This window comes from Microvirga zambiensis WSM3693 (assembly GCF_016735695.1).
GTDB lineage: Bacteria > Pseudomonadota > Alphaproteobacteria > Rhizobiales > Beijerinckiaceae > Microvirga > Microvirga zambiensis.
In genome coordinates this window covers 1-22148 of sequence record NZ_JAERQD010000073.1, presented here as the reverse complement: position 1 = coordinate 22148, position 22148 = coordinate 1, and the positions used below count along the sequence as shown (strand labels likewise).

Genomic DNA, 22148 nt, shown 5'->3' with positions numbered 1-22148 from the left:
GCCGAGCCGGGCCACGAGATCCGCATCACGCCCGATCCGAAGTTCGTCCACCTCTTCGACGAGCAGACCGGAAAACGACTCTGAACGCTCACGATCATGAAGGCGGCCCGCGCAAGCAGGCCGCCTTTTTTGTTTCTTCGCCCGCCTGTAGCGCGACCGGCAGCGAGGGCATTCCGGGTTTGCGATGGCGTCCCTGGCCGATCCTCGCCCGTCCCTGTATGCCTTTGGACGACATGTCATTCGGGAAGGGGAGGCGGCGATCGACATTCTGGTGATCGGTGCGGGCGTCGTCGGATTGGCGGTTGCGCGGGTGCTGGCCCTTTGCGGGCATGGCGTGATCGTCGTGGAGGCCACGGGCGGCATCGGCAACGGCATCTCTTCGCGCAACAGCGAAGTGATCCACGCCGGCATGTATTACCCCTCAGGCTCCTTGAGAGCCCGTCACTGCGTCGCCGGGCGGCGCATGCTCTACGACTTCTGCGAGAGCCACGGGGTGCCTCATGCCAGATGCGGCAAGCTCATCGTCGCCACCAACGATCTCGAACAGGCCAAGATCGAGGGCATCTACGAGCAGGGCCTGGCAAACGGCGTCGAGGGCCTCTCCTTTCTGACCGGAGAGGAGGCGCGACGTCTCGAACCCAACCTCGCCTGCACCGGCGCCGTGCTGTCGCAGGAAACCGGCATCGTCGACAGCCACGCGCTCATGCTGGCGCTCCAGGGCGATCTGGAAGATGCCGGCGGCGTCATCGCCTTCAACACGCCGGTCGAGCGTGTCGCGCGAAGCGGCGCGGGCTGGATCGCGCAGGCCGGCGGTGCCGAGCCGATGGAGCTCGCGGTCGACGCCGTCATCAATACTGCCGGCCTCGGGGCACAGGCGGTCGCCCGGGCGACGGAAGGTTACCCGGAGGATCGCGTGCCGCCGCTGGTCCTGGCCAAGGGCAATTACTTCGGCTGTCTGGGCAGGCCTGCCTTCTCGCGCCTGATCTATCCCGCTCCCGTCGATGGAGGCCTAGGCACCCACGTGACGTTGGATCTCGCCGGTCGCATGCGCTTCGGGCCCGATGTGGAATGGATCGAGCGCGAGGAATACGAAGTCGACCCCCATCGCGCCGAGAGTTTCTACGCCTCGATCCGCCGCTACTGGCCCGGGCTTCCCGACGGTGCGCTCGTACCCGATTATTCCGGCATCCGCCCCAAGCTCTCGGGGCCTGGCGAGAAGGCGGCGGATTTCATGATCGACGGCCCGGCGCAGCATGGACTGCCCGGCCTCGTCCACCTCTTCGGCATCGAAAGCCCCGGCCTCACATCGAGTCTCTCGATCGCCGAGGATGTGGCTGAAAGGCTGAGCGCGTAGCCGTAGCCGCTCGTTCGGCCGTTAACCGGCTATTCACCATAAATCAAAGATAGTACAACATCGTTACAAGGATCCGCTGCGCCAAGGGGTTGCCGAAACCGATGTGCCGCTTTCTCGCCTATCAGGGGGAGCCGATCTTCCTCGACGAGCTTGTCTGTGCCCCGGCTCATTCGCTGGTCCACCAATCCCTGCACGCCGTCGAGGCCAAGACCGGAACGAACGGGGACGGCTTCGGCATCGGCTGGTACGGCGAGCGACCGGAGCCGGGCATCTACCGGGAGGTGAGGCCGGCCTGGTCCGACGAGAACCTGCGCAGCCTTTGCGAGCAGGTGCGGTCGCGGCTCTTCTTCGCTCATGTGCGTGCCTCCACCGGCACCTCGACCACAAGGGCCAACTGCCATCCCTTCGCCCATGGGCGTTATCTCTTCATGCATAACGGCCAGATCGGTGGCTATGGCCGCATCAAGCGCCGGCTCGAAGCCCTGATCCCGGACGAGCTCTACGACCGTCGCCTCGGGACCACGGATTCGGAGGCGATCTTCCTGCTTGCTCTCGCCAATGGATTGCCAGAGGAACCCGTGACCGCCATGGCGCGGACCCTGAAGCAGGTGCGCGGCCTGATGGATGAGGCTAGCATCGACGATGCCTTGCGCTTTACCGCCGCTTTCACCGACGGCGAGAATCTCTGGGCCTATCGCTGGGCCTGCGATGCCAAGCCGCCGACCCTCTATTTCCGCGAGGATGACGGCAATCTGCTCGTGGTCTCCGAGCCGATCGACGACAAGACCAGGGGATGGCGCGAGGTGCCGAAGGGCTGCAGCCTCGTCGCGAAGAATGGCAGTGTTTCGGTGGAATGCCTGAACGAGGCCATGGGGCGTCTGGCGGCCTGAACGACGTCAGGCCGGATCTTTACGAATTCAGGCTGTCGGCCGGCCGCGCGATCAGAGACATCAGCGCGCCTTTGAGCGCCTCCATCTGAAGTTCGGTCTCGGATCGGGCGGATCCGGCATCCGGATTGGAAAGGGCTCGCAAGCGAGCATTCTCGCTGGCAAGCCGGTCGTTCTCGGCCATGAGGATGGCGATCTTCTCTTCGGCGATCCGGAGCCGGGCCTGAACCTCGTTCCGCTCCTGCTCCCGCAATTGCGCCCGGTCGCGCCAGAGTCGGTTCGCAACACTCTCGGTTTCCTCACCCATGGCCCGCTCCTGATCCGGCGGAAAGATTCACGGGCAGAGTGGAGGAAATGAGGCACGGCTCTGTGACCATCGTTCGACGGCATAAGATTCTCTCATAATCGGCAGCGATGCCGCGCCGCTGTCGCATGGGGTTTGCTATGGCTCGACGGCTGTCATCGGCGCCGCGATCGAGCTTTTGGGAGAAGTCGCAATCTGGTCGTGCCGTCGGTAGGCCCTGTCGAGCCATCCGTTCAGAACCGATTGATCCAGGAAGAAACGAGCGAGACGGTCTTGCCCGTGCGCGTTGAGAAACACGGACAGGGCCTCATGCTCTTTCCGCTTGTCTTCCGCTGTCTGCAGGGGACCGATCCGACTTTCGGAATAGGCTTCGGCAAGAAAATAATACGCGGGAGCGAAATCGGGATGCCCTTTGGCCAGAGCCTCGAGCCGCGCTTTCCGCTCGGCCCCGTCGAATTGCAGGGCGTGGACGAGAGCGGTCGCGCGGGTCGGCACATCCTCGTTCAGTTCGGCATAGACCTGCCGCGCAATGAAGCGGCCCTCATGGGCCTGAACCAGGGCGGCATAACGCAGATGAGGGTCGATGAAATCGAGGCCCATCCGTGCGAGCGTGTAATAGGCACGGTGCGCCGCGATCGCTTCGCCCTTCGCCTCGAAGAGCAGGGCATTGTGATAGAGGCCGGGCGCCGATCCCGGATCGTCGATCTGCCCGCCTTTCTGCGTGAGCCGCAGAAACGCTTCGACGGGACTGGTTGTCAGTTGAAGCACATGGGCGGCCGAGTCGGGCGGGGGCAGAGCAGTTTCGGCCGACCGCTCCTGAGGCGGTGTTCGCGACAGCTGCCGATCCGAGACGAGGCCTCCAACGCCGATCAGAATCGCGAGACAGAGGCTCGCCAGGGACAAAGCCCGCATGGCGAGAAGCAATCTCGGTCTTTGCAGCGGCGCCCCGCCCGTCGGGCGGCGCCGGCCGGCGATCATGAAGGCATGAACCGGAAACGGGATATTCTTGACCCGTCGTTCACCCAGATCGACGAAGGCGGCCGGTACCTGCGTCGAGACGGCCTCATGGACCGCCCGCGAGATGCAGATACCGCCCGGCGCGGCGAGCGTTTGAAGCCGTGCTGCGAGATTGACCGCCATCCCGAGAAGATCGTTCCTGCGCTCGACCACCTCGCCGACCGAGATGCCGATGCGGAATGGCAGCCATTTGCCGGAGGACTGTGCATCGATCTGAGCCCGCGCGAAATCCTGGATCTCGATGGCGGCCCTCGCGGCGTCCAATGCGGTGTCGAACGCGCACATGACCGAGTCGCCCGCAGTGTTGAAGATCCGTCCGCCATGACGCATGACGAAGCCGCCGAGGACATTGCGGCATTCTGCGAGCTGCCGCAGCGTTCCTTCCTCATCCTCGGCGATCAGCCGGGTATAGCCGACAACGTCCGCAGCGAGGATGGCGGCCATCCTGCGTTTCGGTGCGATCCCCTCGATCGAGCGGAGGTTGGAGAAAAGAGGCGGGGGTACCGCGTAGTCAGGCAAGCAGAGGCCCTCTTTACGTCACGATACACTATAACCAATGACGAAAGGGAGAAAAGGGGCTTTGCTCGTTTTTCGGATCCGATAGCCCGTTCGAGGGACCGGACATCATTCATCCAACTCGGGGTAGCGTCGGTAGATTCCCTCCTCGTTGAAGGGAATACGCCGCGAACTGCCGAGATAGGCCCGGATTCGGGGCCGTTCCATTACGGAATCGTGCAGGGCCGCAACCTTGGGCGCCTTTTTCAGGGCACGTCCGGTTGCCTTGGGGAAGGCGTAGGACAGGCCCTCGACCACCTGGAACAGGGACAGGTCGGCGTAAGTGAGCCTGCCGCCGACGAGATGCGAGGGGCCTTCCGGATTGCGGGCCATGATCGTCTCGAACCAGGTCAGGAATTTCGGGATCCGGCTGTCGCGGAATTCTTCCGCCCGCCGGCCCGCCTCTTCCTTCTGATCCTCGTAATAGAGACCGACACCGACCGGATGATGCGTGTCGTGGGCCTCGGCCACGAAGTCGCTGATGGTGAGCTGGATCTGGTGCGTCCAGAGGCCGCCTTCGGGATCCTTGGGAGCGAGATCGTGCCTCGCGCCGAGATAGAGCAGGATCGCGGCCGTCTGGGCGACGATCGTCTCGCCATCCTTCAGGAAGGGCGGCGCGAAAGGCGGTGTCTCGGCGCTTTCCATCAGGCGCATCATGGCGCCCATTCCTTTCGGCTGCCGCGCCACGTCCGCATACTCGGCTCCGGCCTCCTCCAGCGCCAGGCGTACGAACTCGCCCCGTCCCTGGATCGTCGGCCAGTAGTAGAGTTCGTAAGGCATGACAGGAGCTCCTGGGTCGTTCACGGAATGCACCGTTAAACCCGGGCGGCGCGCGGAGTTCCTGTCGCCTTATTCCACCGGCACCGGATGCACGGGCTGTCCGGTTCGCGCGAAGGCGTCGATATTCGCCAGGGTGATCTCGGCGATGGCGGTGAGGGCTTCCTGGGTGAAGAAGGCCTGATGGCCGGTGATCAGCACATTCGGGAAGGTGAGGAGGCGCGCGAACAGGTCGTCGCGGATGATCTCGGCGGAATGATCGCGGAAGAAGAGCTCGCTCTCCTCCTCGTAGACATCGAGAGCAAGGCTCCCGATGACACCGCGCTTCAGCCCGGCGATCACCGCACGCGTATTGATGACGGAGCCGCGGCTCGTGTTGACCAGCATCACGCCGGGACGACAGGCGCGGACCGCAGCTTCGTCGATGAAATGATGCGTCTCTGGGGTCAGCGGACAATGGAGCGTGATGATGTGCGACTGCGCCAGAAGCTCCGCCTTCGACACGTAGCGGACGCCCATCGCCTCCACATCGGGATGCGGATAGGGATCGAAGGCGAGGCACGTGCAGCCGAAACCCTTGAGGATTCTCAGCACCACCTGACCGATCTTGCCCGTGCCCACCACGGTGACTGTCTTGCCGTGGAGATCGAAGCCGAGCAGCCCGTCAAGGGCGAAATTGCCCTCGCGCACCCGGTTGTAGGCCCGGTGGGTCTTGCGGTTGAGGGTGAGAATAAGAGCGAGGGTATGCTCGGCGACCGCATGGGGCGAATAGGCCGGCACCCGCGCGACCGCGATCCCGTTCGCGCGCGCAGCCTTGAGATCCACGTTGTTGAAGCCCGCGCAGCGAAGGGCGATCAGGCGCACGCCGCCTCTGGCGAGGCGCTCAAGGCAGGGCGCATCGAGAGTGTCGTTGACGAAGGCGCACACCGCGTCCGCCTCCCCCACCAAGGGCGCAGTGGCGACCGAGAGGCTTGGCTCGTAATAGGCGATCTCGTGGTCCCCGGCCACATTGGCCGCGTCGAGAAAACGCCGGTCGTAAGGAGTGGTGCTGAACACGGCGATGCGCATGAGGGCCTCCTGACATCTCCCTCCGGCTGGCGGAGGGCAGCCCCGGCGTCAGCCGGCGCCGGAACCGGGGAGAGGGCTCATCCTAGCACTTCCTGCGACCGCGAAGTGCTGAAATTAATGCGCCTCGTCCCAGTTCTGCGCGGCGCGGGCTTCCACGGCGAGCGGCACCTTTAGGGTCACTGCTGGGAAGGGAGCTTCCGTCATCACGCGCGAGATCACGGGCAGTGTCGCATCGACCTGATCGTCCGGCACTTCGAAGACCAGTTCGTCATGAACCTGCAGCAGCATGCGGGCGGAAAGGCGCTCGCTTCTCAGCGCGTCGTCCATGCGGATCATGGCGCGGCGGATGATGTCGGCGGCGGTGCCCTGGATCGGCGCGTTGATCGCCTGGCGCTCGACGCCCGCGCGCTCGGACGGGTTGTTCGACTTGATCTGCGGGTAATGGCAGACGCGGCCGAAGAGCGTCGTCACGAAGCCCTTGTCGCGCACGAACTTCTTCGTCTCGTCGATATAGGTGCGAATCCCCGGGAAGCGCTCGAAATACTGCTTGATGAAGGCGGAGGCGTCGGCGTTCGGGATGCCGAGGCGAACGGCGAGGCCGAAGGCGGAGATGCCGTAGATGATGCCGAAATTGATCGTCTTGGCCTGCCGGCGCAGGTCGGACGTCATCTGGTCGAGAGGCACGCCGAACATGGCGGAGGCCGTCGCCGCGTGAATGTCCTGGCCGTTGGCAAAGGCTTCCTGCAGCTGCGGAATATCGGCGATATGCGCGAGCAGGCGCAGCTCGATCTGGCTGTAATCGGCCGAGATGATCTTGTGCCCTTCCTGTGCGACGAAGGCCTTGCGGATTTTCCGCCCCGCCTCTGTGCGGATCGGGATGTTCTGCAGGTTGGGATCGGATGAGGACAGGCGGCCCGTCGTCGTCGCGGCGAGCGAGAACGAGGTGTGCACCCGCTTCGTCTCGGGATTCATGTGCTGCTGCAGCGTGTCGGTATAGGTCGATTTCAGCTTGGAGAGCTGGCGCCATTCGAGAATCTTTGCGGGCAGCTCGTGGCCGGCCTGCGACAGCTCTTCGAGGATGGTCGCAGGCGTCGCCCATTGGCCGGACGGCGTCTTCTTCGCACCGGGAAGGCCCATCTTGCCGAAGAGGATGTCGCCGATCTGCTTCGGCGAGCCGAGCGCGAATTTTTCGCCGGCCATCTCGTGGATCTCGTCTTCGAGCCGCGCGAGAGTCTGCGCGAAATCGCCGGAGAGGCGGCTCAGGATCTGCCGGTCGACCATGATGCCGCGCATTTCCATGCGCGCCAGCGTGTCGACCATCGGCCGCTCCAACGTCTCGTAGACCGTGGCCCGGCGCTCGGCGACGAGGCGCGGCTTCAGGAGCTGCCACAGGCGCAAGGTGACATCAGCATCCTCCGCCGCATAGGCTGTGGCTCTGCCGATCTCCACCTTGTCGAAGGTCACCTTGTTCTTGCCCGTGCCCGCCACCTCGGAGAAGCTGATCGGCGAATGGCCGAGATGGCGGCGCGAGAGTTCGTCCATGCCGTGCGAGCCCTTGCCGGCGTCGAGCACGTAGGAAATCAGCATCGTGTCGTCGTAAGGCGCCACTTCGATGCCGTAGCGCTTCAGCACGACCCAGTCATATTTCAGGTTCTGGCCCACTTTAAGAACGGACGCGTCCTCGAGCAGCGGACGAATGACGTCGATCGCCTCGCCGAGAGGGATCTGCCCTTTCACGAGCCCGCCGCCGAAGAGATCGGATTCGTCCCGGTGCTGAAGCGGCACATAAGCCGCCTTGCCCGCCTCCAGTGCCAGCGAGAAGCCGACGAGGTCGGCGCGGTTGGCATCGAGGTCGCTCGTCTCCGTATCGACGGCGACAAAGCCCTGCGCGCGCGCTTGCGCAACCCATTCGCGCAGGCGCTCGAGGCTCGTCACGGTCTCGTAGGCGCTGACGTCGATGGGCACGGAGGAGGCTTCGGTCGCGCGCTTGCCCGCGAGTTGCGAAGGCGTGCCGAGGCCCTCGACGGGCTTGCGCAAGGTCGCGGTCTCCGGCAGGTCGAGCCCGGCAAAGGGATCGACCTCGCCCGCGGCCGCGTCGGCCTTGCCGAAGAAAGGCACCGCATCGTCGGTGGGGACGACGATCCCCGTTCCCGCGCCGTCGCGCACCCAGCGGATCGCTTCGCCGCCGGGCAGGAGGCGCGGATCGGGCTCGATGGCGGCGGGATCGGCATCGTAGAGTTCCGACACGCGCCTTGTCAGGGTGCTGAATTCCATGGCCTTGAGGAAGCCGATCAGCGTCTTGGGGTCGGGCTCGGGCAGGCGCAGATCGTCGAGCGGCACCGGCACCGGCGCCTCGCAATCGAGCGTCACGAGCTTCTTCGAGAGCCGCGCGGATTCCGCATTGTTGATCAGGGTCTCGCGGCGCTTGGGCTGCTTGATCTCGGGCGCACGTTCCAGAAGCGTTTCGAGATCGCCGTATTCCTTGATCAGCTGCGCCGCGGTCTTCAGGCCGATGCCCGGCACACCCGGCACGTTGTCGGACGTGTCGCCCATCAGCGCCAGCACGTCGCCGATTTTTTCGGGCGGAATGCCCTCCCATTTCTCGGTGACGGCAGCCTCGTCGAGATTGCGCTCGGGCCGGTAGCCGGGCTTGCCCTTGGAGCCTGACTCGAAATCGTAGAAGCACACTTTTGGGCCCACGAGCTGCATCAGGTCCTTGTCGGAGGAGATGATGAGCACGTCGGCCCCGCGCGCCTTGGCTTGCTGGGTATAGGTAGCGATCAGATCGTCCGCCTCGTAGCGCTGCAACTCCACGGGTTCCAGCCCGAAGGCGCGGATGGCTTCCCGCATGATCGGCATCTGGACTTTCAAGTCCTCCGGCGCGTCCGGCCGATGCCCCTTGTAATCCTCGTAGAGCTCCTTGCGGAACGAGCCCTCGGACTTGTCGAGCACGATGGCAAGATGCGTCGGCTTCAACCCCGCCGCCCCGTCGCGCATGAACTGCAGGAGCTTCGTCACGAAGAGCCGCACGGCGCCCGACGGCATCCCGTCCGCGGAGCGGGAATTGTACTTCTGGTCCTGGTTCATGGACTGGAAGTAGGCCCGGAAGATGAAGGACGAACCGTCGACGAGAAACACATGATCGCCGGCTTGGACGGGACGTGAGGAGGGCATCGGGTCTCGGGGGCTTTGAGGCTGCTCGAAGGGAAGAGATAGCGGCTCCGGGGGCGGATGGCTATGGGTGGGATCGGGATCGAGGTCCTCACCGCCGGGGCAAATGTTTGGCCGGTCACGGACTGCGACAGCGTGCCCGAATTCGATAGTCCGCTGTACGTCACGGCTTCCATGGCTCGTAGCCCAAAGAAGCAAGTTACTGAATAATCTAAATTTTTAAGTGCCGTAAGGGTCGTGGCTCGAGGGCCAAGGAGAGGCTTGCCAAGTGGAGCTGCGCACCCGCGGTACATTCTAATAATTATATAACCTTGCCTTTACACTTTGATGGTTCTACTTCGGACGCAGTGGCCGTGATTCTATAACAGAACAGGCCGACGGATCTTCCAGACCTTGCGAGGGACGACCATGGCAATTGAAAAATGGGGCAATTGGGCCCTCAACAGGACCCTGATCACCGGCGGAAGTGCGGACCACAACGCCATCGCCGCCCTTCCCAATTGCGGATACGTGGTGGTGTGGCGCGAGGGTGGCACGATCCATGTCCAGATCTTCAACGCGGCAGGCGAGTCCAAGGCGGCGCATAAACTGACGGTCGGCCAGACCAACTTAAATAAGATCGAGCCGGATATCGTCGTTCAGAGCGATGGGAGCTTCATCGTCGCCTGGAGTGGCGACACCAAGGAAATCAGAGCGCAGAAATTCGGGATCGACGGAACCGCTTATCTGCCCGTTCTTTCCATCGCCGAGCAGGCAACGTCCACATCCACCATCAAGAACTTTCCATCGCTTGCGACCAACGGCGGCGGATGGGCTGCGGTATGGCAGGAAACCAATGTCCAAACCCAGCAGGGTACAACCGATTTCATCAGGTTGGAGCGCGTCGCCGCGGACGGGACCAGAACCTCGGTCGAGGTTGTGAGCGGTTCCGGCGTTGAAAGGCCCGATGTGACCGAACTCGGCGGGGGACGGCATCTCGTCACCTGGGTCATAAGCGGAACGGTCCATGCCGCGATCGTCGCTGCCAACGGGAGTGTTGGCACTTCCTTCATTGTGGCAAGTGGTTCCATGGGCAACCCGTCCGTCACAACGCTTTCGACAGGCGGGTTTGTGATCGCTGTACAGAACAACATCGACGCGACCGGCGGCAATTATATCACTCAGGTCTATGACAGTCAGGGGAACGCCGTCACACAAGGCTCCCATTCGATCAGCACGCCTGCAGGCCAGCCGCCAGCCGTCATCGCTCTTACCAAGGGCGGCTATGCGGGGGGCTATGCGCTCGTCTATGCCGCTCCTGCTTTCGACAACAACGGCCAGCGCATCGATCACGGCGACATCTTCATCCGACTCGTGAAAGCCGATGGAACCATGAGCGAACCCTTCATGGTTAACGACTCGAGCTGGGAAGGCTTCGGAGACCAGCGCCTTCCGTCGCTGGCGGAATTGCCGGATGGGCGCATCAGCGTCACATGGTACGATCCCAACTCGAGCGGCATCCGCCATCAGATCATCGACGGTCGTGAAACTGCGGTGACTGTCACCGGCACGTCCCATAACGACTTCTACATCGGCTCGAATCATGGCGGCGACATTCTGGAAGGCAAAGACGGCAACGACACGCTCTATGGCGGCGGCGGCAACGACCATTTCAAAGGCGGCGCCGGCGCGGACCACTTCGTCGGCGGAGATTACTTCGGCAACGACAACGGCACCGAAGACAATGTGACTTACTTGGGCGCGAAGGATCAGGCAGGCAATCTCGAAGCGGTCGAGATTTATCTCTGGGACGTGTCGAGGAACAAGGGTTACGAGGCCGAAGGCGATACCTATGTCGGGATCGAGGTGATCAGCGGCACAACCAAGGACGACATTCTCGAGGGTGACAATGCGAACAACGCCTTCTGGGGCGACGACGGCAACGACGTCCTGAAGGGCTTCGGCGGCAACGACACTCTCTTGGGAACTGCCGGTGAGGACACGCTCTACGGTGGCCTCGGCGCCGACATGCTCGATGGCGGGACCGGCGAAGACCGCGATCTCGTTACCTACGAGTTCTCCACAGCAGGTGTCGGCATCGTCGCTAGCCTCGACAACTCCGCTGTGAACACCTTCGAGGCCGCAGGCGATACCTACATTGGGATCGACGATCTTACGGGCACCATGTGGGACGACGTTCTCATCGGTCTGCATTCCGACCGGAGCGGCGCCTCCCAGCACAACAAGCTCTCCGGCGGCGGCGGCAACGATACTCTGATTGGTGGCTGGGGCGCTGACACCCTGGATGGTGGTGCCGGATTCAACTTCGCCTCTTACCAGACCGCCGAGATGGGCGTGAAGGCCTATCTCGATGATGAGCTATCCAATACCGGAGAGGCAGCAGGCGACGTCTATCAAATCAACAATGGTGGCAAAACGCCGACCCTCGTCATACAAGGCCTGATAGGTTCCGACCATGGCGATACTCTGCATGGCAGCGACGACAACAATGATGAACTTCGCGGCGGTGGCGGCGACGACGAACTCCAAGGCCTGAAAGGGGATGACACCCTGCAGGGTGGCCTCGGAGCAGACAAGCTCTTTGGCGGAGACGGTAATGACTACGCAAGCTACGCCGATTCCGCCGCGGGCGTCACGGTCGTCCTGCCGGCGGGTGGAACGGGCGCTGTGGGTGAAGATACTTTCGACAGCATCGAAGGCCTGATCGGCTCGAACCATAACGACATGTTGATCGGCAACGCTTTCAGCAATCACCTCGTCGGCGGCGGTGGTAGCGATACGCTCGTTGGCGGCTTCGGCACCAATACGCTCGAAGGAGGTGCCGGCAGCGACGTCTACTACGCCTCTAGCGGCGACGTGATCATCGAGCATGCTGCGCAGGGAACCGACACGGTTGTGGTCACCTCGACCTTCTCGCTGGCAGGCGGCAGCTTCGCATTCATCGAGAACATCATCGTTCAGACTGAAGCTGGCGTCACCCTGACCGGCAACGATCAGGACAACACGCTCAACGGCAATGCGGGCGGCGACACGCTCAACGGACAAGGAGGGAAAGACATCCTCTACGGCCAGGGCGGCGGCGACGGCCTGAATGGCGGAGAGGGCAACGACGTCCTCTACGGTCAGGACGGCAGTGACGCTCTCTCCGGCGAGAACGGCGACGACATCCTCGATGGCGGCACCGGTGCCGATGCGATGAATGGTGGTGCTGGCAACGACACCTTTTACGTCGACAATGCCGGTGACATTGCGAATGGCGGCAGCGGCACGGATACGGTCCATACGTCGGTCAACTTCACCATGGCGGCCGATATGGAAAATCTCTTCGCCACCGGCGGCTCCGCGCTGATCCTCAAGGGCAGTGCGATTGCCAACACGATCACCGGCAATGCGGGAGCTAACAAGATCTATGGCGGGCTCGGCAACGACGTGCTGCGGGGTGGCTCAGGCAAGGACACCTTCGTGTTCGACACCAAACTCAACAAGAGCACGAACGTCGACCGCATCATGGATTTCAACGTGCGCGACGACAGCTTCCACCTGGACAACAAATACTTCACCAAGCTCGGATCGGGCACCGCGTCCAAGCCGAAGAAGTTCAACTCGGACATGTTCGTGATCAACAACAAGGCCAAGGATCGCGAGGACCGGATCGTCTACGACAAGAAGACCGGCGCGCTCTATTACGACCAGGACGGCACAGGTTCGAAGGCGCAGGTGAAGATCGCGACCCTCACCAAGAACCTCAAGCTGACCTACAGCGACTTCTTCGTCATCTGATCGCAAAACGAAGCAAGGATATGGGCCGCCCGGTGAGAGCCGGGCGGCCTTTTTACTCCCGGGGGCTCCCGCGGTCTTCGCTCAAGCCGCTTTCAGCCGCGCGAGATCGAGGTCGAGTTCGCGCAGGGCCTGCATCACCACGCCTTCGGTCAGGAGATCCATGGAGGATTCGACCACGTGGATGGTCGCGAGCGCGCGCAGTTCCGGAATGGTCTGCGATTCGAGCGCAGCCTCGAAGGAGGGGCGAAGCAAGTCCATGGCGCGGGTGCCGGGGCCGCAGAGCACGATGTGATCGGGCTCGAGCGTCTGGATCAGGATGCCGACCGCATCGCCAAGCACTTCGCCTGCGGCATGGAACAGGTTGATGAGGGCGGGATCGCCCGCGCGGGCCTGATCCACGATGGAGCCCATGGCTTCTTCGCTCGGCAGCAGCAGGGTCGGGGCGGGTCGATGGTCGATGAGCTGCGCGTCCCTGTGCAGGGCGTAATCGGCGAGATAGGCCTCGATGCAGCCGCGCCCGCCGCAGCGGCATTGCGGCCCGCTCCGGCGCAGGCGCACATGGCCGAACTCGCTGCCGCCGAAGCGCGCGCCGCGATAAAGTTCGCCCTGGATCAGGAAGCCCAAGCCCACGCCGTCGCCCACCATGAGGCAGGCGGTGCGGCCTGAGCGCAGCTCGGCATGGCGCTGCGTGATGGCGAAGGCCATGGCGCTGGCGTCGTTCTCGATCAGCACCGGCCTTCCGAGGCGCTCCCCGAGGCCGGAGGCCAGCGGCAGGTCGCGGGTGCCGAGCACCGGGCTCCAGGCGACGATACCGTCCTTCGTGTCCACATAGCCTTGGCAGGCGAGGCCCACGGCCTTCACGTCCATGGCGCCGGATTCTTGCGCGAAGACACCGATCGTCTCCGCGAGCACGTCCATCAGCGCCTCGGCGCCGAGACTGCGCAGGGGACGCTCGATATGGCGGCTCGCCCGGTTGCGTCCGGCGCTGTCCACGAGCCGGAGCTCGATGCGGTTGAAGCCGGTCCAGACGCCGACGACCGAGCCGAGGGTCTCGGCGAAGAACAGGCGCGTCTTGGGCCGGCCGCGGAACAGCCCGGCCGCCTGATCCGCTGCGTCTTCCGCGACGAGAATCCCCTCATCGAGCAGGCTCGCCGTCAGTTCCGACACGCTGGCCGGGCTCATGCCGAGATGCTGGCCGATCTCCACCCGCGCCATGGGGCCTTCACGGCGCAGGGCATCGAGCAGGCGGCGTCGGGCCGTTTCACGGGAAGATAGGGAAATCGCGGTCATGGCTGCACTTCGTTCGCTTCATGAATAAAACAATTCCAAGGAAGCCGGATATCAGACCAAAATATTAGATCGAAAGTGCTTGAAGCTCCCAATGGCTAGGCTAATTATTTCGGCGCTCGAAAAATAATGCATGGCAAGGAGAGCTATGTCCGTCGGTCCACTCGGATCAGACATTCCGCCATGAGCACGACGCCTTATGACGCAAGGCGTTCAGGAGGGAACCGATGCTATCGAAGAAACACGCCGTGATCAGTTTTGCCGCCCTGGCATTGTCAGCGACCGCCGCCTTCGCCCAGGCCAAAGGCCCGGTGGTCGGCGTCAGCTGGTCGAATTTCCAGGAAGAGCGCTGGAAGACCGATGAGGCCGCGATCAAGGCCGCCGTCGAGAAGGCCGGCGGGACTTACGTCTCCGCCGATGCCCAGTCCTCGCCCTCCAAGCAGCTCACGGATATCGAGAGCCTGATCTCCCGCGGCGCCAAGGCGCTGATCGTGCTGGCGCAGGATGCGGATGCGGTGCGCCCGGCCGTCGAGAAGGCGGTTGCCGAAGGCATTCCGGTGGTCGGCTATGACCGCCTGATCGAGATCCCGCAGGTCTTCTATCTCACCTTCGACAATGTCGAGGTCGGCCGCCTGCAGGCGCGCGAGGTCCTCAAGCTGAAGCCCGAGGGCAATTACGCCTTCATCAAGGGCTCCGGCTCCGATCCGAATGCCAACTTCCTGTTCCAGGGCTCGATGGAAGTGCTCAAAGCCGCCGTCGATGCCGGCAAGATCAAGAATGTCGGCGAGGCTTATACGGATGGCTGGCTCCCGGCCAATGCGCAGCGGAACATGGAGCAGTTCCTCACCAAGAACAACAACAAGATCGACGCCGTGATCGCCGCCAATGACGGCACCGCGGGCGGCTCCATCGCGGCTCTCGCGGCGCAGGGTCTCGCCGGCTCCGTGCCGGTGTCGGGCCAGGACGCAGACAAGGCGGCGCTGAACCGCGTGGCGCTCGGCACGCAGTCGGTGACGGTGTTCAAGGACGCGCGCGAACTCGGACGCAACGCCGCCGAGATCGCCGTGCAGCTCGCCGGCGGCAAGAAGCTCGCCGAGATCCAGGGTGCGAAGCCGTGGAACCTTGGCCCGAAGAAGCAGAACATGACCGCTCTCTTCCTCACGCCGGTGGCGATCACGAAGGATAATCTCGACGTGGTCATCAATGCCGGCTGGGCCTCGAAGGACGTGGTCTGCCAGGGCGTGAAGGCAGGTTCCGTGAAGGCCTGCAACTAAACTCCAGCATTGTCATTCCGGGGCGCGCCAAAGGCGCGAGCCCGGAATCCATAGCCGCTAGCAGCGCAGAATAAGATGTGGCGCTGTTTGCCTCTCGCCTGGGGCGTCGTGTCTATGGATTTCCGGCCTTTGGCGCGACCTTTCGGGTCGGGCTCCGCTTAAGCGGCCCCGGAATGACACTTTTTGCATAACGAGCCATTCCATGACCGCACCCGTTGCCTCAACCGCCCCACCGCCGAGCGCCGCTTCCGGCTCGCTCCTGTCGAAGCTCGAGATCGATGTCCGCATGCTCGGCATGCTGGCGGCGCTTGCCGTCATCTGGATCGGCTTCGACATTCTTTCCGGCGGCGTCTTTCTCACCCCGCGCAATCTCTGGAACCTCTCGGTCCAGACCGCCTCCGTGGCGATCATGGCGACCGGCATGGTGCTCGTCATCGTCACCCGCAACATCGATCTGTCGGTCGGTGCGATTCTCGGCGTCGTCGGCATGATCATCGGCGTCGCGCAGGTGCAGTGGCTGCCGGCCTATCTCGGGCTCGAGCATTGGCTCACAGCGCCGCTCGCCGTGCTGATCGCGCTCGTCGTCGGCGGCTCGATCGGCCTGTTCCAGGGCTGGCTCATCGCCTATCTCGGCATTCCCTCCTTCATCGTCACCCTCGGTGGCCTGCTGGTGTGGCGCGGTGCGGCCTGGTGGGTCACGACCGGCCAGACCATCGCGCCCATGGATACACGCTTCAAGGCCTTCGGCGGCGGCGTGGAGGGCGCGCTCGGCGCCACCGCCACCTGGGTCATCGCGGCGATCGCCTGCGGCGGCATCATCGTCGCTTTGGGCCTTGCCCGCCGACGCCGCCTGAGCTTCGGCTTCCCGGTGCGCCCCGGCTGGGCCGATGCGGTGATCGCCGCCGTCGCCTGCATCGCCGTGCTCGGAGCAGCCGCGATCGCCAATTCCTATCCGCTGCCCGCCGGCACGGCGCGCCGCTGGGCGGAGGCCAACGGCATCGTCTGGCCCGAGGGTGGATTGTTCATTCCGCATGGCGTCGCGTTGCCGGTGCTGATCGCCGTGGTCGTCGGTCTGGCGATGACCTTCATCGCCACGCGCCGCCGCTTCGGCCGCTATGTCTTCGCCATCGGCGGCAATCCGGAGGCGGCTGAACTGTCGGGCATCAACACGCGCTGGACGCTGATGAAGGTGTTCGGCCTGATGGGCCTGCTCTGCGGCATCTCCGCCTGCATCTCGACCGCACGCCTGAACGCGGCGACGAACGCGGCCGGCACCCTCGACGAGCTTTATGTGATCGCCTCCGCCGTGATCGGCGGCACGTCGCTTGCCGGTGGCATCGGCACCATCGCAGGTGCCATGCTCGGCGCGCTCGTCATGCAGTCGCTGCAATCGGGCATGGTGCTGCTCGGCGTCGATACGCCTTTGCAGAACATCGTCGTCGGCGCGGTGCTCGTGCTGGCGGTGTGGGTCGACAGCCTCTATCGCCGCCGCATCAAATAAGGGAAGCGCGTCATGCCAACGAATGAAACGGCGCCTCTCGTCGAGATGCGCAACATCTCCATCGCCTTCGGCGGCATCAAGGCCGTCGACGGCGTCTCGGTCGACCTGCGCCCCGGCGAGGTCGTGGGCCTGCTCGGCCACAACGGCGCGGGAAAATCGACGCTGATCAAAATCCTCTCCGGCGCCTACAAGCCGGATGCGGGCGAGATCTACGTCAATGGCGAGCACGCCGACATTTCGACGCCGCGCGATGCCAAGCGCTACGGCATCGAGACGATCTACCAGACGCTCGCGCTCGCCGACAACATCGACGCCGCCGGCAACATCTTTCTCGGCCGCGAGGTGCTCACGTCCTACGGCACCCTCGACGACGCGACGATGGAATCCGAGACGCGCAAGGTCATGGCCCGCCTCAACCCGCATTTCCGCCGCTTCAAGGAGCCGGTGAAGGCGCTCTCCGGCGGTCAGCGGCAATCGGTGGCGATCGCCCGCGCGATCTATTTCAACGCCCGCGTGCTGATCATGGACGAGCCCACGGCGGCGCTCGGCCCCGCCGAGACGCAGCAGGTGGCCGATCTCGTGCTGCAGCTGAAGAAGGAGGGCATCGGCATCTTCCTGATCAGCCACGACATTCATGACGTGTTCGGTCTCGCCGACCGGGTCAGCGTGATGAAGAACGGCAAGCTCGTGGGCTCCGCCAATGTGCAGGACGTGACGCAGGACGAGGTGCTCGGCATGATCATCCTCGGCAAATGCCCGCCCGGCGCCACACCGGGACCGGGCGCGAGTTGACAGGCGGATTTGCCTAAGTGAGACCTTCATGTCATGGCCGGGCTTGTCCCGGCCATCCCGATCGGAGAAGCGAGGCGCTCCACATCATCGGGATCACCGGCACGAGGCCGGTGATGACGTCGAGGGAATTATGAAGTGTGGCATTCCGACGTCTTCGATCCTCCCCGCAAGGAGGAGGGAAGTAAGCCAACGCAGATAGAGAGACCCATGACCCAGACGATTTACGGCTCCCTGAAGGGCAAGACCGTTCTCATCACCGGCGGCGCGAGCGGCATCGGCGAGAGCATCGCGCGCTCGTTCCATGCGCAGGGCAGCAAGGTCGCCATCCTCGACTACAATGCCGAGGCCGGCCAGGCTCTCGCGAAGGAGCTCGGCGAGCGCGTGCATTTCGAACACAGCGACGTGCGCGACATCCCCGCCTTCCAGGCGGCGATCCGGCGCGCGAGCGATGTGCTCGGGCCGATCACGGTTCTCGTCAACAACGCGGCGCGCGACGACCGCCACACCATCGATCAGGTCACGCCGGAATACTGGCGCGAGCGCTTCGCCACCAATCTCGACCATCAGTTCTTTGCGGCGCAGGCCGTGCTGCCGGACATGGAAAAGGCCGGCGGCGGGTCGATCGTCAACATGGGCTCGACGAGCTACATGGTGAGCGACGATTCCTTTGCGGCCTACAAGACCGCGAAATCCGCCTCGATCGGTCTCACCCGCGCGCTCGCCCGCGAGCTCGGGCCGAAGAACATCCGCGTCAATTGCCTGGTTCCCGGCTGGATCATGACTCAACGCCAGATCGATCTCTGGCTCACGCCGGAAGGCGAGAAGGAATTGCTCAAGCGCCAATGCGTGAAGCGCAAGCTCGTGCCGCAGGACATCGCCAATTTCGCGCTCTTCCTCGGCTCGGACGATTCGAGCGCCATGTCCGCGCAGACCTATCTCGTGGATGGCGGCTGGGTTTGATATCCATTTCATCAGGCGTCATCCCGGACGGCGAAGCCGATCCGGGATCGCATGCAAAATAAGGCATGCGAACCGCGACACTGTCATTCCCGCGAAGGCGGGAATCCAGAAACGCTGACTGAGCCGAACTGGCCTAAGGCCGTGGTTATGGATCCCGGCCTTCGCCGGGATGACAGCGTTTTATTCTGAGAGCGATCCCGGATCGTCGCTGCGCTTCATCCGGGATGACATTTGAAAAATTCAGGCTCTCGACCCTGCACCGACGGCCGCCGCGTCGTCGAATTCCTCGTCCTTCTCGGCGACGGTCTTCATCGTATCCCGCCTGATGATCAGGCAGAGGATCACCAGCGGGATGGCAATGGTGGCCGTGCCGGTGAAGAGGACGGGATAGCCGAAGTTCTCCACCACCGCGCCGGAGGCGCCGCCGATGAGCTTGCCCGGCAGGGCATAGAGCGAGCTGAGAAGCGCGTATTGCGTGGCGGCAAATCCGGGTGAGGTCAGACCCGACATATAGGCGACGAGGGCTGCGCCCGCGAAGCCGCCGGCGAAATTGTCGACGCTGATCGAAAGCGTCAGGCCCCACAGCGTCGCATTGCCGGAGGCGAGCCACGAGAACATCAGGTTCGATCCGGCGGCAATGACGGCGCCGATGAGGAGCGTCCACCACAGGCCGATGCGGGTGAGCGCGAGGCCTCCGGCAAAGGCGCCGATGATGCCGATCCACACGCCATAGAGCTTCGACACATTGGCGATGTCGGCTTTGCTGAAGCCGAGGTCGATGTAGAGGGGATTGGCCATGATGCCCGCCGCATAGTCGGGAATCCTGTAGCAGGCGATGAGCGCGAGGATGGGGATCAGCATCGTGCCCTTGCGCCGGAACAGATCCGACAGCGGCTCGACGATGGCCTTGGCGATGGGCAGGTGCTGTCGGGCCTGACCTTCGTCGATGCGGGGCGCGAGCAGGGTGCCGATCAGGCCGACGCCCATGAGCGCGGCCATGGCGAGATAGGCGCTGTGCCAATTCACGAACTCGGCAATATACAGCGCCCCGGCGCCGGCCGTGATCAGGGCGAGGCGATAGCCGAGCAGCAGGGCTGCCGCCATCATGCCCTGGCGCTCCGTCGCGGCGGCATCGATGCGCCAGCCGTCGATGACCACATCCTGGCTCGCGGAGGCGAAGGCCACGAGAACGGCGAAGAGGATGGTGAAGGGCAGGCCGGATTGCGGATTGGTCGATGCCATGCCGATGAGCCCGGCAGCAACCCCGAGCTGCGTCAGGACCATCCAGCCGCGCCGACGCCCGAGAAGGCGGGAGAGCACCGGCACGTCGTAGCGATCGACAAACGGAGCCCAGAGGAATTTGAGGGAATAGGCCAGGGCCACCCAGCTCATCATTCCGATCACGGTCAGCGAGATCCCCGCCTCCCTCAGCCATGTGGAGAGCGTGCTGAAGACGAGGAGGAAGGGAAGCCCTGACGAGAATCCGAGGGGCAGCATGAGCGCGATGCGACCGTCGGTCAGGACATCCCGCAGCGAAAGACGAGGTTTGGGTGAGCCGGCCATGAAATCATCTAACTTCCGAGAAAGGCGGCCACATTGGCACAGGGAAGGGTGGATGCAAAATCCGCCGATGGTCATGCGATGATCATGGGCGCCCGGCTCTCCTGCCGAGCTTCGACGAGGCAAGTGGGATCGCTTGAGCGCGCGGGGGATTGTGCCTAAGGCTAACCGGACAAAGCGGGAGAGGGGGCAGTGTGGCAGGTTACATCATCAAGCAGATCGATGCTCTCTACGAGGGCTGGCGGAAGCTCTTCAAGCTGACGGTTCAGATGCCGGACGGAAGGACCATGGAGCGGGAGGTGCTGAACAGTACCGATGCCGCCGTCGTGCTACCCTACGACCCCGAGGCGCGCAAGGTCGTCCTGGTCCGGCAGTTCCGCGCGCCCGTCATGCTTGCCGAAGGGCATGCGGATCTCCTGGAGGCGGTCGCGGGCCTTCTCGACGGAGATACGCCCGAGGTTTGCGCCAGGCGCGAGGCCATGGAGGAGGCGGGACTACAGCTCCGGATGCTTGAGCCGCTTGGTGTCGCATGGTCCGCGCCCGGAATGACGACAGAGCGCCTGCACCTTTTTCTCGCGCCCTACACCGCTGCCGACCGGGTCGGCGAGGGCGGCGGTCTCGCCGAGGAGCACGAGGACATCGAAGTGCTGGAAATCGCTCTCGACGAGCTGGCCCGGATGCTGAAGCAGGGCACTATTGCGGATCTCAAGACCGTGGCACTGATCCAGGCGCTTCAGCTTCGGCGTCCGGAGCTGTTCGGGAGGGTGTGATCACACCCGCCGAAATGACACCCGCCACGTCATGGCCGGGCTTGTCCCGGCCATCCCGATTCGGTGAAGCACCGCGCGTTTCTCAATCGGGATCACCGGCACAAGGCCGGTGACGACACATGGAGTGATTTACCAGGACCCCTTGAGGAGATTGCTCAGACCGCACTGAGCCGCTCCGCATGCCAGCGCAGGTGATCCTCGATGAAGGTGGCGATGAAGAAATAGGAATGATCGTAGCCGTCCTGCATGCGCAGCTTGAGCGGAATTCCAGCCTCCGCACATGCGGATTGCAGCAGCTGCGGCTTGAGTTGGCTGTCGAGAAAGTTGTCGGCACTCCCCTGATCGACCAGCAGGTCAGGCACACGTGCGCCGCCCTTGATCAGCGCGCAGGCATCGTAGTCGCGCCATGCAGCGCGGTCGGGGCCGAGATAGTTCGACAGGGCCTTCTCGCCCCAGGGGCAGTTCATCGGCGAAGCGATGGGCGCGAGGGCCGAGACGGCCTTGAAGCGGCCCGGATTGCGCAATGCGATCGTGAGCGCGCCGTGCCCGCCCATGGAATGACCTGTAATGCCCTGGCGGCTCATGTCGGCCGGCAGGTTCTCGGCGATCAGGTCCGGCAGCTCCTTCTCGATATAGGAGCGCATGCGGTAGTGCCTCGCCCAAGGCTCCTGCGTCGCGTCCACGTAAAATCCGGCACCGAGGCCGAGATCGTAGGCGCCGTCGGAATCGTCCGGCACGCCCTCACCGCGTGGGCTGGTATCGGGCGCGATCAGGATCAGGCCGAGTTCCGAGGCCACCCGCTGCGCGCCGGCTTTCACCGTGAAGTTCTCCTCCGTGCAGGTGAGCCCGGAGAGGAACCACACCACCGGCGCCTTGGCATTCTGCGCCTGAGGCGGCACGAAAACCGCCACGCGCATGGGCGTGCCGGTTTCCTGCGAAGCATGGCGATAGACGAACTGCGTGCCGTCAAAGCAGCGCGATTGCGAGACGATCTCGAAACTCAATTCCGGCCTCCCGATCAGTAGACGATCACGGATCGGATCGACTTGCCCTCGTGCATGAGGTCGAAGGCGGTGTTGATCTCGTCGAGC

The 22148-nt window shown here is 63.8% G+C and carries 16 protein-coding genes and 1 pseudogene; 8 read left to right on the top strand and 9 right to left on the bottom strand.

Features of this window, described 5'->3' with window-relative positions; translation table 11 throughout:
- Positions 1-259 precede the first annotated feature (259 nt).
- Positions 260-1354: an FAD-dependent oxidoreductase gene (locus tag JKL46_RS29820; RefSeq protein WP_201841016.1), complete on the top strand. Its 1095-nt coding sequence runs from the start codon at positions 260-262 to the stop codon at positions 1352-1354.
- 101 nt (positions 1355-1455) lie between these two features.
- Entirely contained in the window at positions 1456-2244 is a 789-nt protein-coding gene (locus tag JKL46_RS29815) for a class II glutamine amidotransferase (RefSeq protein ID WP_201841010.1), read from the top strand.
- A gap of 19 nt (positions 2245-2263) precedes the next feature.
- Here JKL46_RS29815 and JKL46_RS29810 read toward each other — a convergent pair whose 3' ends face one another.
- The 5 genes from JKL46_RS29810 to polA all read right to left on the bottom strand — a co-directional run bounded on the left by JKL46_RS29810 (position 2264) and on the right by polA (position 9136).
- On the bottom strand, positions 2264-2548 hold the full coding sequence (locus JKL46_RS29810) for a hypothetical protein (RefSeq protein ID WP_201841008.1): 285 nt from the start codon (positions 2546-2548) through the stop codon (positions 2264-2266).
- Positions 2549-2683: 135 nt separating this feature from the next.
- Complete coding sequence (locus tag JKL46_RS29805; protein WP_201841006.1) at positions 2684-4006, bottom strand: adenylate/guanylate cyclase domain-containing protein; 1323 nt, start codon at positions 4004-4006, stop codon at positions 2684-2686.
- A gap of 180 nt (positions 4007-4186) precedes the next feature.
- Complete coding sequence (locus tag JKL46_RS29800) at positions 4187-4897, bottom strand: glutathione S-transferase (RefSeq protein WP_201841004.1); 711 nt, start codon at positions 4895-4897, stop codon at positions 4187-4189.
- A 69-nt stretch (positions 4898-4966) separates the two neighbouring features.
- Entirely contained in the window at positions 4967-5962 is a 996-nt protein-coding gene (locus tag JKL46_RS29795; protein ID WP_201841001.1) for a 2-hydroxyacid dehydrogenase, read from the bottom strand.
- Between the two features lie 114 nt (positions 5963-6076).
- Positions 6077-9136 carry a DNA polymerase I gene (gene polA, locus JKL46_RS29790; protein ID WP_201840998.1) on the bottom strand — a complete coding sequence of 1020 codons (3060 nt, stop codon included), beginning with the start codon at positions 9134-9136 and terminating at the stop codon, positions 6077-6079.
- 405 nt (positions 9137-9541) lie between these two features.
- Between polA and JKL46_RS36460 the strand changes: the two genes are divergently transcribed.
- Positions 9542-12913, top strand: coding sequence for a calcium-binding protein (locus JKL46_RS36460; RefSeq protein WP_201840984.1), 3372 nt, complete (start codon positions 9542-9544; stop codon positions 12911-12913).
- Positions 12914-12994: 81 nt separating this feature from the next.
- Here JKL46_RS36460 and JKL46_RS29780 read toward each other — a convergent pair whose 3' ends face one another.
- The gene (locus JKL46_RS29780; RefSeq protein ID WP_201840981.1) at positions 12995-14203 is read right to left on the bottom strand and encodes an ROK family transcriptional regulator; all 1209 of its coding nucleotides are present in this window, start codon (positions 14201-14203) and stop codon (positions 12995-12997) included.
- 224 nt (positions 14204-14427) lie between these two features.
- Between JKL46_RS29780 and xylF the strand changes: the two genes are divergently transcribed.
- From xylF to JKL46_RS29760, 4 genes are all read left to right on the top strand, one after another.
- Positions 14428-15474 (top strand): D-xylose ABC transporter substrate-binding protein, encoded by a 1047-nt coding sequence (xylF, locus tag JKL46_RS29775; RefSeq protein ID WP_201840978.1) that lies wholly within the window; start codon positions 14428-14430, stop codon positions 15472-15474.
- Positions 15475-15676: 202 nt separating this feature from the next.
- The gene (locus tag JKL46_RS29770; RefSeq protein ID WP_201840975.1) at positions 15677-16975 is read left to right on the top strand and encodes a sugar ABC transporter permease; all 1299 of its coding nucleotides are present in this window, start codon (positions 15677-15679) and stop codon (positions 16973-16975) included.
- A gap of 12 nt (positions 16976-16987) precedes the next feature.
- Positions 16988-17767: an ATP-binding cassette domain-containing protein gene (locus JKL46_RS29765; protein ID WP_201840972.1), complete on the top strand. Its 780-nt coding sequence runs from the start codon at positions 16988-16990 to the stop codon at positions 17765-17767.
- A gap of 207 nt (positions 17768-17974) precedes the next feature.
- Positions 17975-18727, top strand: coding sequence for an SDR family NAD(P)-dependent oxidoreductase (locus tag JKL46_RS29760; protein ID WP_201840969.1), 753 nt, complete (start codon positions 17975-17977; stop codon positions 18725-18727).
- A gap of 240 nt (positions 18728-18967) precedes the next feature.
- On the opposite strand, the gene JKL46_RS29755 is transcribed toward JKL46_RS29760, so the two are convergent.
- Entirely contained in the window at positions 18968-20290 is a 1323-nt protein-coding gene (locus tag JKL46_RS29755; RefSeq protein WP_246529626.1) for an AmpG family muropeptide MFS transporter, read from the bottom strand.
- A 191-nt stretch (positions 20291-20481) separates the two neighbouring features.
- Here JKL46_RS29755 and JKL46_RS29750 point away from each other — a divergent pair, with 191 nt between their 5' ends.
- Positions 20482-21057 carry an NUDIX domain-containing protein gene (locus tag JKL46_RS29750; RefSeq protein ID WP_343074153.1) on the top strand — a complete coding sequence of 192 codons (576 nt, stop codon included), beginning with the start codon at positions 20482-20484 and terminating at the stop codon, positions 21055-21057.
- A 155-nt stretch (positions 21058-21212) separates the two neighbouring features.
- Here the strand turns inward: JKL46_RS29750 and fghA are convergent, their stop codons facing one another.
- Entirely contained in the window at positions 21213-22061 is an 849-nt protein-coding gene (gene fghA / locus JKL46_RS29745) for an S-formylglutathione hydrolase (protein ID WP_201840966.1), read from the bottom strand.
- A 14-nt stretch (positions 22062-22075) separates the two neighbouring features.
- A pseudogene (locus JKL46_RS29740) lies at positions 22076-22148 on the bottom strand (S-(hydroxymethyl)glutathione dehydrogenase); the annotation flags it as partial.